Origin of the sequence: Microbulbifer sp., assembly GCF_051659245.1 — a bacterium.
Classification (GTDB): Bacteria; Pseudomonadota; Gammaproteobacteria; order Pseudomonadales; family Cellvibrionaceae; genus Microbulbifer.
Genome location: NZ_JBOFOC010000141.1, coordinates 1 through 15,860, shown reverse-complemented (window position 1 = coordinate 15,860; position 15,860 = coordinate 1). Strand labels below are relative to the sequence as shown.

General features: G+C 60.6%; 11 protein-coding genes. 3 read left to right on the top strand and 8 right to left on the bottom strand.

Going from position 1 to position 15,860, the window contains the following annotated elements:
- Positions 1–4: 4 nt before the first annotated feature.
- On the bottom strand, positions 5–2,014 hold the full coding sequence (locus ACRC0P_RS14405) for an LTA synthase family protein (RefSeq protein ID WP_438631998.1): 2,010 nt from the start codon (positions 2,012–2,014) through the stop codon (positions 5–7).
- A gap of 210 nt (positions 2,015–2,224) precedes the next feature.
- Between ACRC0P_RS14405 and ACRC0P_RS14400 the strand changes: the two genes are divergently transcribed.
- From ACRC0P_RS14400 to ACRC0P_RS14390, 3 genes are all read left to right on the top strand, one after another.
- Positions 2,225–3,658, top strand: a complete 1,434-nt coding sequence (locus ACRC0P_RS14400) for an NfeD family protein (RefSeq protein WP_438631997.1) — start codon at positions 2,225–2,227, stop codon at positions 3,656–3,658.
- Positions 3,659–3,777: 119 nt separating this feature from the next.
- Positions 3,778–4,533, top strand: coding sequence for a slipin family protein (locus tag ACRC0P_RS14395; protein WP_438631996.1), 756 nt, complete (start codon positions 3,778–3,780; stop codon positions 4,531–4,533).
- Positions 4,533–5,171, top strand: a complete 639-nt coding sequence (locus tag ACRC0P_RS14390; protein ID WP_438631995.1) for a MarC family protein — start codon at positions 4,533–4,535, stop codon at positions 5,169–5,171. Before ACRC0P_RS14395 ends, ACRC0P_RS14390 begins: the two co-directional genes overlap by 1 nt.
- Positions 5,172–5,452: 281 nt before the next feature.
- Here the strand turns inward: ACRC0P_RS14390 and ACRC0P_RS14385 are convergent, their stop codons facing one another.
- The 7 genes from ACRC0P_RS14385 to ACRC0P_RS14355 all read right to left on the bottom strand — a co-directional run bounded on the left by ACRC0P_RS14385 (position 5,453) and on the right by ACRC0P_RS14355 (position 15,605).
- Positions 5,453–7,009, bottom strand: coding sequence for a sodium/sugar symporter (locus ACRC0P_RS14385; RefSeq protein ID WP_438631994.1), 1,557 nt, complete (start codon positions 7,007–7,009; stop codon positions 5,453–5,455).
- A 264-nt stretch (positions 7,010–7,273) separates the two neighbouring features.
- On the bottom strand, positions 7,274–7,909 hold the full coding sequence (locus tag ACRC0P_RS14380; RefSeq protein WP_438631993.1) for a 2-dehydro-3-deoxy-6-phosphogalactonate aldolase: 636 nt from the start codon (positions 7,907–7,909) through the stop codon (positions 7,274–7,276).
- On the bottom strand, positions 7,902–8,855 hold the full coding sequence (locus tag ACRC0P_RS14375) for a 2-dehydro-3-deoxygalactonokinase (RefSeq protein ID WP_438631992.1): 954 nt from the start codon (positions 8,853–8,855) through the stop codon (positions 7,902–7,904). The genes ACRC0P_RS14380 and ACRC0P_RS14375 overlap by 8 nt, the downstream gene beginning before the upstream one ends.
- 29 nt (positions 8,856–8,884) lie before the next feature.
- Positions 8,885–10,618 carry an IlvD/Edd family dehydratase gene (locus ACRC0P_RS14370; RefSeq protein WP_438631991.1) on the bottom strand — a complete coding sequence of 578 codons (1,734 nt, stop codon included), beginning with the start codon at positions 10,616–10,618 and terminating at the stop codon, positions 8,885–8,887.
- A 353-nt stretch (positions 10,619–10,971) separates the two neighbouring features.
- Positions 10,972–11,157, bottom strand: a complete 186-nt coding sequence (locus tag ACRC0P_RS14365; protein ID WP_438631990.1) for a hypothetical protein — start codon at positions 11,155–11,157, stop codon at positions 10,972–10,974.
- A gap of 120 nt (positions 11,158–11,277) precedes the next feature.
- On the bottom strand, positions 11,278–13,665 hold the full coding sequence (locus ACRC0P_RS14360; protein WP_438631989.1) for a glycoside hydrolase family 2 TIM barrel-domain containing protein: 2,388 nt from the start codon (positions 13,663–13,665) through the stop codon (positions 11,278–11,280).
- Between the two features lie 56 nt (positions 13,666–13,721).
- Positions 13,722–15,605, bottom strand: a complete 1,884-nt coding sequence (locus ACRC0P_RS14355) for a carbohydrate-binding protein (protein ID WP_438631988.1) — start codon at positions 15,603–15,605, stop codon at positions 13,722–13,724.
- Positions 15,606–15,860: the final 255 nt, after the last annotated feature.

Below are 15,860 nucleotides of genomic sequence, written 5' to 3'. Positions count from 1 at the left end.
TAAACTACTTCGCCGCCTCGACTTTGTGGCGCCCCTGCTGCTGGCCGCCGCCCGCCATCTGCGGCTCGGCCGGCAAGCGGTAGAGCCGCTCCTTGTAGCTGAGCGGCCCCCACAGCGAGTGTGCCATGGCCTCGTCGACAAACGGCTGTTCTTCCTCCGCCGCCGCCTCCAGCTCACCGTCCCGGTAGAGGTACTGCGCCGGCGCCTTGCCGCGCTCGAAGATCACCACTTTATCCCCCTCCATATACGCCTGGGTGGCGTTGTATTGCATCATCGCCCGGCCCGGGGTGCCCGCCAGTTCAGGGCGCAGCAGGTCGTGGCCGATGGCCGGGTGCTCCGCACTCAGGCCCATCAGCGAGAGCAGGGTGGGCGGCATATCGATCTGGCTGGCCACCCGCTTGTAGCGCATCGGCTGGACGTCCGCGCCGAGAATCAGCCCGGGGATATGAAAGTGCTCGATGGGCACCAGCGAGGCGCCGCGCACCCGGGCGTCGTGGTCGGCGATCACCAGGAACAGGGTGTCTTTCCAGTAACTGGACTGCTTCGCGCGCCGGAAAAATTCGCCCATGGCGTAGTCGGCGTATTTGACCGCGTTGTTTTCCGTGGCCTTCTGCGCATCGTAGAGTTCGATGCGGCCGTCGGGGAATTCGAACGGCGAGTGGTTGGAGGAGGTGAATACCAGGCTGAAGAAGGGCTTATCCCCCTGTTTTTCGAATTCCCGGTGGGCGCGGGCGAACAGGTCCTCATCGGAGGCGCCCCAGGAGCCCTCGAATACCGGGTTTGCAAAGTCGTTTTCGTCCACGATGCGCTCGAAGCCATTGGCAACGAAGAAGCGCGCCATATTGTCGAAATGGGATTCGCCACCGTAGATAAAGCTGGTGTCGTAGCCCCGCCTGGACAGCAGCTCCGCGATGGTGAAGAAGTCGCGTTGCGAGCGACCCAACTTGACCACGCTGCGCGCCGGGGTGGGGGTGAAGCCGGTGATCACCGCCTCGATACCGCGCACCGAGCGGGTGCCGGTGGCGTAGAGGTTTTCAAACCAGATGCCCTCGTCCGCCAGCGCATCCAGTTCCGGGGTGAGCGGCAGGCCGCCCAGGGCGCCGACAAACTGCGCGCCCATGCTCTCCTGCAGGATGATCACCAGGTTGAGGGGTTTGTCCCTTTGTTTCAGCGGCTGCTGTCGGTGCAGGGTGGGTAATTGCTCGCTGGTGAAACTGTCTGCGGGCAGCCGCATATTCTCGCGCACCAGCCGCACTACCTGTTCCCGTGGCATCTCCCCGTAAACCGCCTTGCCCTTCTCGTCCCGGCGCGCCTCGTAGATGGCGTACAGCAGGCTGTAGGTGGAGTTCAGGGCCAGGTCGTTGACCATCAGGTCCTCGGATACGGCGACGGTGCTGGGGTTGACCGGGCGGTGATCCAGGGTGGAGCGAATGCCCAGGGCACCGACTACCAGCACCAGCGGCAGCATCCACAGGACCGAGAGCGGACTGGTGGTGCTGTCGCTCCGCGCGCGGCGGAGAGTGCGGTAGACCAGGGTCACCGCCAGGGGAATGACCACCGCGGCCAGCAGGATCGGCAGCTTGTAGGCCTTCCACAGCATCGACGCCACTTCCTTCGGATAGCGTAAGTACTCCACGAACAGGATATTCGGGCGCAGGTCGTACTGGTCGATGAACGAGGGTGTGGCCATCTCCATATACAGCAGGAAGCCGAAGCAGGCGCTCAGGTAGATGGTCAGCAGTTTTTGCCAGAGGGCGTTGCTGCGCGGGTGCAGCGCCAGCAGCGGCGTGGCCAGCGCCGGCAGTAGCAGCAGCAGCGAACAGGCAACGATATCGAAGCGCAACCCCTGCAGCAGCAGGAAGCCGGTAATGCCCTGTTCACCGACCCGCGGCCACTGCCAGGTGATCAGACCCAGGCGGGCGATGGAGAGCAGTGCCAGGGCGATGAGCAGGAACAGGAAAAACGGCTGCAGGCAGCGGATACCGGCGGTCGGGGAGGTGAGTCGGCGTTTCATAAAGGGTTCGGGACCGTCAAGCGTTGCGTTGTGCTCGCGTCCCTGAGCAGTTGGCCGGGAACTTAGCACAGACAGGTTGGTTAACAAATAGCCTCTATGGCGCTTTTGTGACCCAAGTCAAGGATTGGTGCAACGGTACCTATCTGGCAACTGGGGTTTTTTCTGTTAACCTGCGGGTACTTCCACTCACTTTGCATCGGGATTGATGCCATGTCGAAGCGGTTACCGGGATGTCGATCGGCCTCGGGGCTGTCGGGGGCGACCCTGCTGTTGCTGACTGGCCTGCTGCTGGCGGTCTGTGCCGTGGCCCAGGAGACGCCGGAGAACCGGGAAAAGGTGAGCGGCCCCCACGTGGCGGAGTTCTCCATCGACGGCCCCATAGGCCCTGCCACCACCGACTACCTGGTGCGCGCCATGGAGGAGGCGGAAGGGGACGGCGCCCAGCTGTTCGTGATCACCATGGATACCCCCGGCGGCCTGGATGCCGCCACCCGCGACATCATCAAGCATATCCTCGCCTCCAGTATTCCCGTCGCCACCTATGTCCATCCCGCCGGCGCCCGCGCTGCCAGTGCCGGCACCTATATCCTCTACGCCAGCCAGATCGCCGCCATGACCCCGTCCACCACCCTGGGCGCCGCCACCCCGGTGCAGATGGGCGGTGCGCCCGGGCAACAGCCGCCCGGCGATAGCCCGCAAAAGGGTGGGGGTGCGGAGGAGGAAGGCAAGGAGGGGGAGGAAAAGCCTCAGCCCTCCGGCGATGCCATGGAGCGCAAGGTCACCAACGATGCGGTCGCCTTTATTCGCGGCCTCGCCAACCGCCACGGGCGCAACGCCGACTGGGCGGAAAAGGCGGTGCGCGAGGCGGCCACCCTCACCGCCGGCGAGGCGCTGGAGATGAATGTGATCGATATAGTGGCCAAGAACCAGAGCGACCTGCTGCGGCAGACCGCCGGGCGCAAGGTGGTGCTGGAGAGCGGCGAATTTACCATCCCCGACAATATTGCCGAGCTGCCGCGGCAGAGCTACGAGCCGGACTGGCGCAACAAACTGCTGGCGCTGATCACCAATCCCCAGGTGGCCTATATTCTGTTGTTGATCGGTATCTACGGTCTGATCTTCGAGGGCTACAACCCCGGCGCCCTGGTGCCCGGCATTGTCGGTGTTATCTGCCTGCTGCTGGCCTTCTACGCGCTGCAGGTGCTGCCGATCAACTACGCGGGGCTGGCGCTGATTATCCTCGGCGCGTTGCTGATCGTGGCGGAAGTGTTTATGCCCAGTTTCGGCGCCCTTGGAATTGGCGGCGTAATCGCGCTGGTGATCGGTTCGGTGATGCTGATCGACACCGATGTTCCCGGCATGCGGGTGTCGCGCCAGTTGATCGGTGCTATCGCCGGGGTCAGCGGGCTGGCAATGCTGGGGCTGCTGATGGCGGTGGGACGCAGCTTCCGCAAGCCGCGCATTCCCGCCGACCAGGCCCTGGTGGGGCACAGTGCGGTGGTGACTTCATTGCAGGAAGATATGGTACTGGTGCATTTGAAGGGAGAGATCTGGCGCGCCCGCTGTGACCAGCCGCTGCAGCCGGGACAGCGGGTCAAGGTGGTGGCCCAGAAGGGTTTGACTTTGAAGGTGGAACCGGAGTGAGGAAATCGAGGTTCGGGTCGAATGGCATATGTTAATAGACGTGACGAGAAGGACCACCACTTCTTTAACTTAATGCTGGTGAGTTTCGAATGAAACGATAGCAGACAGGGAGAATAACGATGTTCAGTTACTTTATCGGATTGTTGATCGCGGCAGTCGTACTGCTGGTGATGTACGCCATCCGCATCATGCGCGAGTACGAGCGCGCGGTGGTGTTTTTTCTCGGCCGCTTCCAGGCGGTGAAGGGACCGGGGCTGATCATCATCATCCCGGTGATCCAGACCATGGAGCGGGTGGACCTGCGCGTGGTGGTGATGGATGTGCCCACCCAGGATGTGATCAGCCGCGACAACGTCTCGGTGAAAGTCAACGCGGTGGTCTACTACCGGGTGGTGGATCCGCAGTCGGCGATTATCAACGTGGAAAACTTCCATGAAGCGGTCAGCCAGTTGTCGCAGACCACCCTGCGCTCGGTGCTGGGCAAGCACGAGCTGGACGAGATGCTGTCGGAGCGGGACAAGCTCAATATCGATATCCAGAAGATCCTCGACGAACAGACCGACGCCTGGGGCGTAAAGGTCACCAATGTGGAAATCAAGCATATCGACCTGGACGAGAGTATGATCCGCGCCATCGCCCGCCAGGCGGAGGCGGAGCGCTCCCGCCGCGCCAAGGTGATCCACGCGGAGGGCGAGGCCCAGGCGGCGATGAAGCTTACCGAAGCCGCGGAAGAGCTGTCCAAAAACCCCAACGCCATCACCCTGCGCTATATGCAGACACTGATCGACGTGGCCGGGGAAAAGAACTCCACCATCGTATTCCCGCTGCCGCTGGACCTGATCCGGCCGCTGCTCAAACAGGCTGAAGGAAAATAATGGATCTGGATTGGGATCAGTTTGCCAACTCCTTCTTGTTGCTCCTGGTACTGCTGAACCCATTCATTATGAGCATCTACCTGCTGGACCTGGTCAAGCGGGTGGAGCTCAAGCTTTTCTCCCAACTGATCGTGCGCGCTTTCCTGATCAGCCTGTTGGTTTTCCTGCTGTTCGCCTGGTTCGGGGAGCGGATTTTCGACAATCTGTTCCAGGTGCGTTTCCTGGCCTTTATGATCTTTGGCGGAATCACTTTCCTGATTATCGGCATCCGCCTGATCCTGGGTATGGGGCCGCCGGTGGACGTCATGAATACGCAGTCCCGCGAAGTGGCCGGGGCCATCGCCATGCCGTTTATCGTCGGTCCGGGCACTATCAGCGCCTCGGTGATTGCTGGCAGCCGCGTCGGCGCCCCCGCCGCCTCCCTCGCCATAACGCTGGCCATAGTGGTGGCCGCCATTTCCATGATCCTGCTGAAATTTCTCCACGACTGGGTGCAGACCCGCCACGAGCGCTACGTGGAGCGCTACGTGGAAATCGCCGGACGCATCACCGCGCTGTTCACCGGTTCCTTTGCGGTGGATATGATTTTGAAAGGAGTGGAGCGGTGGCTGTTTCTGCTTCAGCAGGGAGGTCTGTAAGAGCCTGTTCATAATCTTGCACTTCTCAGCGGGACCGGGTGGGATGGCCCTTTGCGGGACACGGGCTGGGCGCCCCCCCTAAATACATCCCTGTACGCTCGTAATCGGCATCCCTGCCTCATACGGTCCCGCAAAGGGCCATCCCACCCGGTCTGCCAACTTTATCAGGAGATTATGAACAGGCTCTAAGGGCGGCCCCGCGTTTACCCTGGGCAAAAAAAAGCCCCTGCTGGCAGGGGCTGAAAGATGCGCTTACAGCGATGGGGGTTTCCCTGTGGCCCTTACCACCAGGTGTAGTAGAGGGCGACGAGGATAAGACTGATGGACAGTGCGGAAAGGTTGAAGCCGCTGCTGGTTGAGTAGTCCACCGAGCTTGTTTCGATGGCTTTGGGATTTTTCTCTTTTCCCGCCACCAGCATGCCGAGCAGCAGGCAGGCGACGAATACCAGCCCCACCCGGTCCATAAACGGCAGTTCCGGCCAGAAGATACGAGCCAGTGCCGACAGCACTACGGAACCGATACCCGCAACCAGCGCCGACGTAGCGTTGGCCCTTTTATAGAAGAATCCGAGCAGGAAAATGGCCACTACGCCCGGGGTAAAGAAGCCGGTGAATTCCTGGATATACTGGAAAGCCTGTTCCAGCTTGCCGAGCAGCGGCTCGGCGATCACCATCGCCACGACCATCGCGGTCAGTGCGGCGATGCGGCCGACCAGCACCAGGTGTTTTTCACCGCGTTGGGCCCCGGCCAGCTGGCGGTAGATATCCATGGTGAAAATGGTGGACACGCTGTTGGCCATGGAACTCAGGGACGAGGCGATGGCGGCGACCAGCGCGGCGAAGGTCAGCCCCAGCAGTCCGGCGGGAACCAGTTTCATCATCTCCGGATAGGCCTGGTCGGGCTTCTCCAGGTTGGGCACCAGTACCAGCGCGGCGATGCCCGGCAGTACCACCAGTATCGGCATCAACAGTTTGAGGAAGGCGGCCAGGGCTATGCCCTTTTGCGCCTCGCGCAGGCTTTTCGCGGCCAGCGTCCGCTGCGTGATGTACTGATTAAAGCCCCAGTAGGACAGGTTCATCACCCAAAGGCCGCCGATCAGTACGGAGATTCCCGGCAGGCTGACATAATCTTCGTGCTCCGGGGAGAGAATCATGTCGAAACTCTGCGGTACCCGTTCCAGCAATATACCGAAACCGGTGAACACCCCCTGGCCATCGGCAATGGTATCCAGGGCCAGGTAGCTGACCATCAGGCCGCCGAACACCAGCAGCGTCACCTGGATGATATCGGTAAACGCCACCGCCTTGAGGCCGCCGTAAAGGGAGTAGGCCACGGAAAAAATGGCCAGGAACAGCATGCCGTAGAACATCTCCACACCGGTAATCGTCTTGATCGCCAGCGCGCCCAAGTAGAGCACCGCGGTGAGATTGACGAAGGTGTAGACGGCGAGCCAGAAGAAAGCCATTACCAGTTGCACCCGGTGATCGAAGCGCTGCTCCAGGAACTGGGGCATGGTGTAGATTTTCTTTTCCAGGAAGGTGGGCAGGAAATACTTGCCGATAATGATCAGCGTGATGGCCGCCATCCACTCGTAGGAGGCGATGGCGAGGCCGATGGCGTAACCCGAACCGGTCATGCCGATGATCTGCTCGGCGGAAATGTTCGAGGCGATCAGTGAAGTGCCCACGGCCCACCAGGGCAGCGCATTGCTCGCCAGAAAATAGTCGGAAGTGTTGCGCTGGTGGCCCGCCTTCTCCCGGGATATCCACCAAGCGAAGCCCAGAAGCAGAATACAGTAGCCGGCGAATACCGCCAGGTCCAGACTCGTCATCGCCATGATTTACCTCTTTATTATTAAATTTAAATTACTAAATTAAAGTAACTACTCACAGGGAACCTGCATTGGCTTAAGCGAGTCTCCCTGTAGGAGCGGGCCATGCCCGCGATCGGGTTCCGTTCGCGGGCATGTCGGACGGCCGCCCGGCCGCTCCTACAGGGGTGAGCAGTTACAAATTAAATTTTAATGTTCCGGGTCAGTTGTAGGATGGGCAAAGGGGTGATGGGCACGACCGCTTCGCGGTCTTTTGCCCATCCTACGGTTCTATTTGAATTCTAAAAATTTTCGGATATAGCGTTCCGCCAATTCCGCCACCTCCTCCACTGCTCGCCCCGGCTTATACAGATCCCCACCGATACCGAAGCCGTGGATACCCGCGCGGAGGAAGTCCGCCATATTGTCCAGATGCACCCCGCCGACCGCGAGCAGGCGGATTTCCGGCGGCAGCACCGCCTTGAGATGTTTTACGTATTCCGGCCCCAGATGGGCGGCGGGAAAGAGTTTCAAATATCCCGCACCCGCCTCTATGGCCGCGAAGGCTTCGGTGGGGGTCTGGATGCCGGGCATAACGGTCATTCCCCGCTCGAGACTGCGGCGGATCACCCGCGGATTGCAGTTCGGCGAAACAACCAGGCGCGCACCTGTCGCGGCCACTTCCTCCGCCTGCCGCTCAGTGGTCACAGTACCCGCGCCACAGCAGGCGCGGTCGCCGAAGTGTTCCACCAGTTTGGCGATGGTATCCAGCGGGTCCGGTGAGTTGAGCGGAACTTCGATATAGCGGAAGCCCGCCTGGTAAACCGCCTCGGCGACAGGAAGAATTTCCGCGGTGGTGATGCCGCGCAGGATGGCCACCATCGGCAGGTGCGGTGCCCGCTTCGCGATGATCGATTGTTCAGTCATGTTTTCTGCTCTGTCGATAGAGTTGCCGCAGACCGTTCAGCGCCAGGTCCGCGCCCTCGTACTGGCGGCTGCCGATACCCCGGTGGGCCAGGGCCCGCTGGTAGAGTTCAGTGATGTGCAGGTCGCCGATCAGGTGGACCGCCGAATCCGCGCCGGGGACAGCGGACGCCAGGTTGAGCGCGCGGATCTCGCTGCCGATCAGCAGGCCTGACAAATAGGCCGCGCCTTCGGAAGGTGGCAGCCGCTGGTCCAGCACGCGGGTTCGCGCGGAGAAGAGATTGAAAGCGAGGTCGGGGTTTTCGTCACTGGCGGCGACTCCCGAATCGAATGCCTCGCGGGAGAACTTCTGGTCGCCCTGCACCAGCACGCTGTGGTTGCTGAGCAGTGCGTAGAGTTCCCCGGTGATTGCGGTGTGGAATTGCCGCACCTCGCCCTTTTCAATGTTCACCCACTTTGCATGGGTGCCCGGCAGACACAGCCAGCTCGAGCGGCGCTCCTCTTCCGAGGCCTGCGCCAGCCAGCCGACAATCTGTGTTTCCTCGCCGCGCATCACTTCCAGTTCGCCGCTGGCGGTGCGTGTGCTCAGGCCGGGAACTATACAGGCATTGAGGTCCGCTTCTTCCAACGGGGCCAGGGAGGCGGCCAGTTGCTGCGGGTCCACCGGGCAGGGCTGGTAGGGCACGTTCTGCAAGCCGATGTTGGACCCGGCCATTCCGCAGATAATGACGGGCAGTGTCCGTGCGCAGCCGGGCAATTTGGCAATTTCCCCAAGCAAAAAGGGCAGAAGTTCTTCCCGGCGCATCTGCCCCACGCCGCGGCCGGAAACCCGCTGCTCCAGCAGCCGTCCGTCGCCGTCGAGAAGGGACAGGCGGAAGCTACTGGTGCCCCAGTCCACCGCCACCAGTTCGCTGGTATCGTTTGAAAAATTTCCCGTTGGGTTGTTCATCAGTGGGGCTTTCCTTATTGAGACTGGCCTTAATGAGACTCGCGGGAGACTTCGTCACCTGAACCGCCGACCAGAAAGTCCAGGTCGGCCCCCTTATCCGCCTGCAATACGGTGTCCACATACAGCTTGGCGTAACCACGTTGGTAGGGCGATTCCGGTTTGTTGTTCAGCCACTCGGCCAGTCGCGCCCGTAGTTCTTCGTCGGAGATTTTCAGGTTCAGGCTGCGCGCCTCGCCGTCGAATTCGATCAGGTCGCCGTCGCGCACCACTGCCAGCGGTCCGCCAGCGTGGGATTCCGGCGCCACGTGCAGGATCACCGAGCCGAAGGCGGTACCGCTCATGCGCGCGTCGGAGATGCGCAGCATGTCCTTCACCCCTTTCTCCAGCAGCTTCTTCGGCAGGGCCATATTGCCCACTTCCGGCATGCCCGGATAGCCTTTGGGGCCGCAGCCCTTGAGCACCATGATGCAGCTTTCGTCGATATCCAGCTCCGGCAGGTCCTTGCGCGCGTGGTAGTCCTCGATGGATTCGAACACCACTGCGCGACCGGTGTGCTTGAGCAGTTCCGGGGAGGCGGCGTTGGGCTTGATGATGGCGCCCTGGGGGCAGAGGTTGCCGCGCAGCACCCAGATGCCGGAGTTGTCCCGCACCGGGTTGTTGAGGTCGCGGATCACCTCGTCGTTGTAGCACTCGGCGGATTCGATCTGCTCGCCCAGGGTTACGCCACTGACGGTGGCGGCGCCCAGTTCCAGGTGGGGGGCGATCTTCTTCATCACCGCGGGCAGGCCGCCGGCGTAGTGGTAGTCTTCCATCAGGAAGCGGCCGGAGGGCATCAGGTCGACGATCAGCGGCAGGTCGCGGCTGTAGCGGTCGAAGTCCTCCAGTTCCAGCTCGACCTCCAGGCGTCCGGCGATGGCCAGCAGGTGCATCACCGAGTTGGTGGAGCCGCCCACGGCGGCATTGACCTTGATGGCGTTGATCAGGGATTCCTTGGTAGCGATATCCCGGATGCGGATATCCTCTTCCACCAGGCGCACTATCTCGCGCCCGCTCATATGCGCCAGCGCCTGGCGCCGCGCATCCACCGCCGGCAGCGAACCGTTGTATGGCAGGCACAGGCCCATGGCCTCCACCAGGTTGGAGACGGTGGAGGCGGTGCCCATGGTCATGCACACGCCTCGGGAGCGGGACATGCCGCTCTCCGCGGCGATAAAGTCCTCCACGGGCATTTCCCCGGCGCGCACCGCCTCGGAGAACTTCCACACGTCGGTGCCGGAGCCGATATCGCGCCCGCGGAACTTGCCATTGAGCATGGCGCCGGAGGAGATCACGATGGTCGGCAGGTTGACGCTGGCCGCGCCCATCAGCTGCCCCGGGGTGGTCTTGTCGCAGCCGCCCAGCAGCACCACGCCGTCGATGGGATTGCCGCGGATGGATTCCTCCACGTCCATCGCCAGCAGGTTGCGGAACAGCATGGCGGTGGGGCGCATCTGGGTCTCGCCGAGGCTGGTCACCGGAAACTCCAGCGGTACCCCGCCCGCCTCCCAGATGCCGCGCTTGACGTATTCCGCCAGCTCGCGCAGGCCGGAGTTGCAGGGAGTGATTTCCGACCAGGTGTTGCAGAGGCCGATGATGGGACGGCCGTCGAAGCAGTGGTCCGGGTAACCCTGCGCCTTCATCCAGGAGCGGTGGATAAACCCGTCCTTGTCCAGTTTCCCGTAGCTCAGTTGGCTGCGGCGCTTGGGTTTGTTGTTGTCGCTCATGAAAACTGACTCGATTGTGGCGAAGGGTCGCATTACTCCGCGCGGTTATCGCTTATTACTTTTGTATGATAAATATGCCTTTTGCAAATGGCAAGGTATGATTTGCTTTTTGCCCGGGGGATTTTGGTACCGCTCCCATGGGCGAGTTTGTTGCAAATATATATTATAAATAAGACTATATGCAATATGCGAATTGCGTCGAGCCGGGAGCGGCAGCTCATCCGGATTTCACTGGGGTGAGACAGGATCGGCGAGGCGCTGCAGGTGATTGAGGACAGAATCGCCGAGACTGCTTGACTACCATCAATTTGGGTGGCACTGCACAAGGTGCTCTGCCAGTGATCGATCGACGCTCAGTGCTCGCCAATCAAGTAGCGCTGGGTTGCCTCCGGATTGACAAAAATCAGTTGCCAGTCGGCGGCGCCACGCTGTGAGGGCTGCGGCTTTTCCTGTAGCTGCAGCAGGTAGAGATAGAGAAGAACGAAGCCCTGTCGGTCGAAGTTGCCGGTGTAGCCGGCGCGACTGGCGGGGCGCTGCACGGCTGGGGTCCGCGAGCGAGGCCCGATCTTCCTGGCACAGCTCGCCTGAGAAGTGCCGGGGAAAGGGGCCGCCGCCAAACCCATCATGTGAATATATGTTGCCGTAGGCTTGAGGCCTGTTCAATTCAGGCTGAGAGCAGTCTCGGCTGGGGCCAGCTGTGCGGATTTCGCGCTCACATTGACGCTTTCCAGGTTGGTGCCCAGGCGGATCAGGGCGCCGGCCACGCCGTCTTCGCTGTCGACGGTGGCCGGGGATACCAGTTCGGCATCGCCGGACACTTCGAAGTGTACCGCTGTACCGTTGATATGGGTACGGTTGCCGTCCTTGTCGAGCAGTCGCGCATAGGCGAACAGCAGGTCATTGGCGCCCGGCACCGGTGCCACACCGGCGGTGTTCACTTCCAGTTGCAGCTCCGCTGCTTCTTCGCCGGGCGTGACGAGCCGATGTCTGGCAACTTCTTTTCCGCCGGCGTAAGCGACCGCTTCCAGGATGCCGGGCACGAACTCGTCCAACTGAAAATGGAAGGGCGGGTGCTTCAGGTTGGTGAATCGGGAATTCGGCGCGCTGCGCGCGACCGGCTCGCCGTTCAACAGGATTTCCACCTCCTCGGCATTGCTGAACACATAGAAGCTGTTGCTCGAACCCGGCTGCCAGTGGCTGGCGATATGCACCATGTAGCCGCCCGCCAGCGGGCCGGCGAAGTCGCCGGCGTCGCGCTGGCTCTGGTAGAAGTAGTAGCTGAACTTGGGCAGCCGCTCGATGCTCATCAGCCCCGAGGCCTCCAGATCGTCGGCGTAGCCGCGGTTGTAGTCGAACATCACCCAGTAGCCGTCGGCGAAGGCCGGCGTGGTGAAGTTGTCGTTGTGGGCCTCCATCAGGTTCAGGGCCTGCTGTTGCAGGCGCTTTTCGCCGTCGCCGAGTAACTGGCGGCTGGATCTGTCCGCCTGCAGCAGATCGCCCCAGTTGTCCTGGTTGAGTCCGGCGTTCATCGCATAGTACTCCCAGTCGCCGTACTCGGACACGATATAGGGCTTGGTCGGCTCCTCGTAGTGGTCGAGGCGGTGCTGGCGCGCCTGTAAATAGATATCGTATCCGTAGGGTTTCCAGCCGGCGGAGTAAACGTTGCCTCCGGGGAATTCTTCGTGCACGGCGGCATGCAATCGGTCGATAAAGGGCTCCGGCATTTGGGACTCGTTCAGTGAGCACTCCCAGGCCAGCACCGAGGGGTGGTTGCGGTCGCGGCGGATCAGGTCGCGGCAGGTCTGCACCGCGTGGTCCCTGAATTCCGGTGTGTCATTGAAGTACTGCCAGCCGAGAATCGCGTCCAGCAGTACCAGCCCGAGTTCGTCGGCGGCCCGCATAAACGCCTTGGAGTGGGGATAGTGGGAGAGGCGCACATAATCGAAGCCGGCGGCCTTGATCAGTGCGGCGTCCCGGTACTGGGTGGCATCGGACAGGGCGTAGCCCACGTAGGGGTATTCCTGGTGGCGGTTCACCCCGCGCAGGAAGGTCTTTTCGCCGTTGATAAACAGCTCGCCGTTTTGCAGGCGGAATTCGCGGATGCCGATGCGGGTGTCTTCCTTGTCCACCAGCAGGTCGCCGGCAAATACCCGGGTGTGCAGGGTGTACAGTTCCGGGGAGGAGGGGGACCAGAGTTTCGGCTGTGCTACCGAAAAGGACTGCCGGTCGGTCACACTTTGCCGGCCGGCGCCGCTGACCTCTTGTTCGGACCGGGTGATAACCTTGCCTCCGTCCAGCAGTTGGTGCACCACGCGCAGGGATTCCGCGTGGGCGCCGTTGCGGATATGGGTCTGCACCTCGACCCGTGCCGCGTCTTTGGAAACCTGCGGGTAGCGGACAAAGATACCGCCGGAGGCCACTTCGCCGGCGTGGACCGCGTCGGTGATATGCACCGGGTTTTCCGCGCGCAGCCAGACGTTGCGATAGAGGCCGCCGTACATATTGAAGTCCAGGGTGGCCAGCGGCTTGGGGCCGGTAACCTGGTTGTCGCGGTTGTTCAGGCGCACCAGCAGCCGGTTGCCGCCGGCCCGCAACTGGTCTGTGAGTTCCACGGTGAAGGGCAGATAGCCGCCCGCGTGGCTGCCGATCTTTTTGCCGTTCAGCCAGACTTCGGCCAAGTTCATTGCGCCTTCAAAATCGATATAAACTTTCTTGCCACTCCATTCGCTGCGGAATGGAATGTCGAGCCGGTACCAGGCGTCGCCCTGCCATTGGTCGTCGACGACCCGGGGTTCGATACGCGGCGTGTGGGGCAGGGTGACCGATTGCCAGTTACCGGACTGCAGGGCATCCTCAAGGCTGAGCCGGCTGTCCGAACGCATAAACTGCCAGCTGCTGCGGTTCAGTTTTTGCGGTTGGCTGACGGACAGTTGTACCGCCCCAGTTTCCGCTTTTGGTTTTTTTCCGGACTCCTGCGCCGGCTCTCCGCAGGCGGCCAGAAGCATGGTAAGTACGACAGCGACGTTTTTGAACAGTTTTTGGCTCATCGGTTTCTCTCAGTTGTGTGCCATTCAGGCAACGGCTCGCCTCGGAAAATTTTACGTTATGGATTACGCAAGTAGTCACTAATGTCAATATTTTGTTGGCGAATTTCACTAATGATCATCTGCGCAAACAGATCCGCTCCCACTTCATTGGAGTGGGTCCTGTCATTATCGACAAAATAGGCCTGTGCCGCCGAGCGGCCGATACGTTCCGCCCATTCACTGGAGAGCTTCATCAGGTCGATCAAGGGGACGTTTTGCACATTTGCCACGCCAATAAGTTCGTTGCGGATATTCAGGTCACCCCAGATATGCTGCGCGGATAATGGGTCGCCAGCGTTGCGTATCATCGGGGTGATCAGTATCGGATTTGCGCCTTTACTGCGAATGGCATTCACCATATTCGTAATCCTCGACCGATAGAGGGATGCTGGGGTGGTTTTATCGTTATGACCCAGTTGGATCATCACCCAATCACCGGATTTCAACCGGGCGTTAATCTTGTTCCACAAGCCGCCCCCGTCAGTCCTGAATGCCGCGGTGCCTTCACCGGAATCCGCGTAGTTGGAAACGGAGATGTCATTTCCAAAATAGGTCGGGATAAACTGGCCCCATCCGGTATAGCGGGATTCGGCCGGCGCATACCGCTGAGGTAGCTGATCGGCGACGGTCGAATCCCCGGCAATAAACAAGGTTTTCGGGCCGGTCACCGGATCGGCGCTCAATGCGGTCAGGGCGACGCTGCCCTTGGTAATACGCAGGTTCAACCCCGAAGTACCATGATCCGACTGGTAGGGCTCGCCTTCCGGATCGCGGACATCCACCAGAAAATCCGCGCAACGGTCGGCGGAAGTGTTTTGTTGGGGCGAGGTAAACATCCGTCGCCGGGATTCGGCGAAGACTTCGAGGCCACCACTGTATCTGGCATCAAACCTCATGGTCACACGGTAGCTGCCAACACCGCCGCCCAGGAGACATACAGCCGGCTCGCCGCTGCAGGATAACAGCGAATCGCCATCTCCATCCATACCGGTACACGAATCCGGGACAGGATTGCACGCTCCCGGATTTAAACCATTACCGACAACCGTCAGCGAGTCGACGTTGGGAAGGCCGTCCGCGGTTTGCGACACCAGGCGTATGGTGTTCTCACCCGCCCGCAGCGCGACCGCAATGCTTTCATTGGCCCAGCTTGCCCATGAGCCGGTTGAATTAAAATTGACGGTGCCTGCTACGGAACCATTTATCTCGATGTTGGCCGGACGACTACTGGCAGATGCAAATCGAAAATCCAACGTCGCGCTGGTCGCGTAATCTGAATCCACACTGTAATCCACGCTCGCACCGAGTGAATTATTGGTATTGGCAAATCCGCTGCCGGTAAAACCGGCATGATTATTATCTATTGAGCCATCCACACCGCAAAATCCCGCGGCATTTTCCTGGATCACGATTTCGCTGCCGCCGCTGGAAGACACCAATTCGAGGGCCACATCGTCGATGCTGGTCCACTCGCTGTCTTCGGTCGTTATTCCCACCTCGCAGCTGTTGCCGGTCACCTGGATATTGTCAACGGTAACCTTAGCCCAGCTGCCCCAAGGGCTGGAGGGGATGGGAGTTGAGAAGTTTTGGCCGTCGCAGTAGGCCCGGAGCCAGGCCCCGGCGGTTTCGCCGCCGACGGTATGGGCCGACAGGCGGTAGGTCCCCGCCGCCAGCCCGGTTACCGTCTGTTTGGTCTCGGCCGTGTAAGAAGAACTCGAAGACCAGTGGGCCAAGCGGCTGCCACTGCGCCCGCCGGACTCAGTAAACTGGGCCGACGTATCCCCAGCCAGGGTCCAGCCGCTGGTACCGTTTTCGAACCCGGGATTGGTCAACAGGTTTTGTGAAAAGGAGAAGGGCGAGAAAGCCAGCAAGGTGGAATAAAGTACCAGGGATGTCGCCAACTTCCAGCTCCGCAGAAATCTACTTCTTATATTGAGATAGCGAGTCATGATTTATATCTCCGAATGCCGGTACATGTGCCTGTGCAGATAATCCGATCACTGTTTCCAGTGACAGTCTTGTAACTCAAGTTTCGGAGTTCGAAATTGGCCTGAACCTCGTCTTAACTATTTGATTTATAAGGATAACTTTAGTGCCTTGCCTATAAAACAGGATTTTTACGTTCCACCTGTAAAAATAGGCTAAAAATGACATCT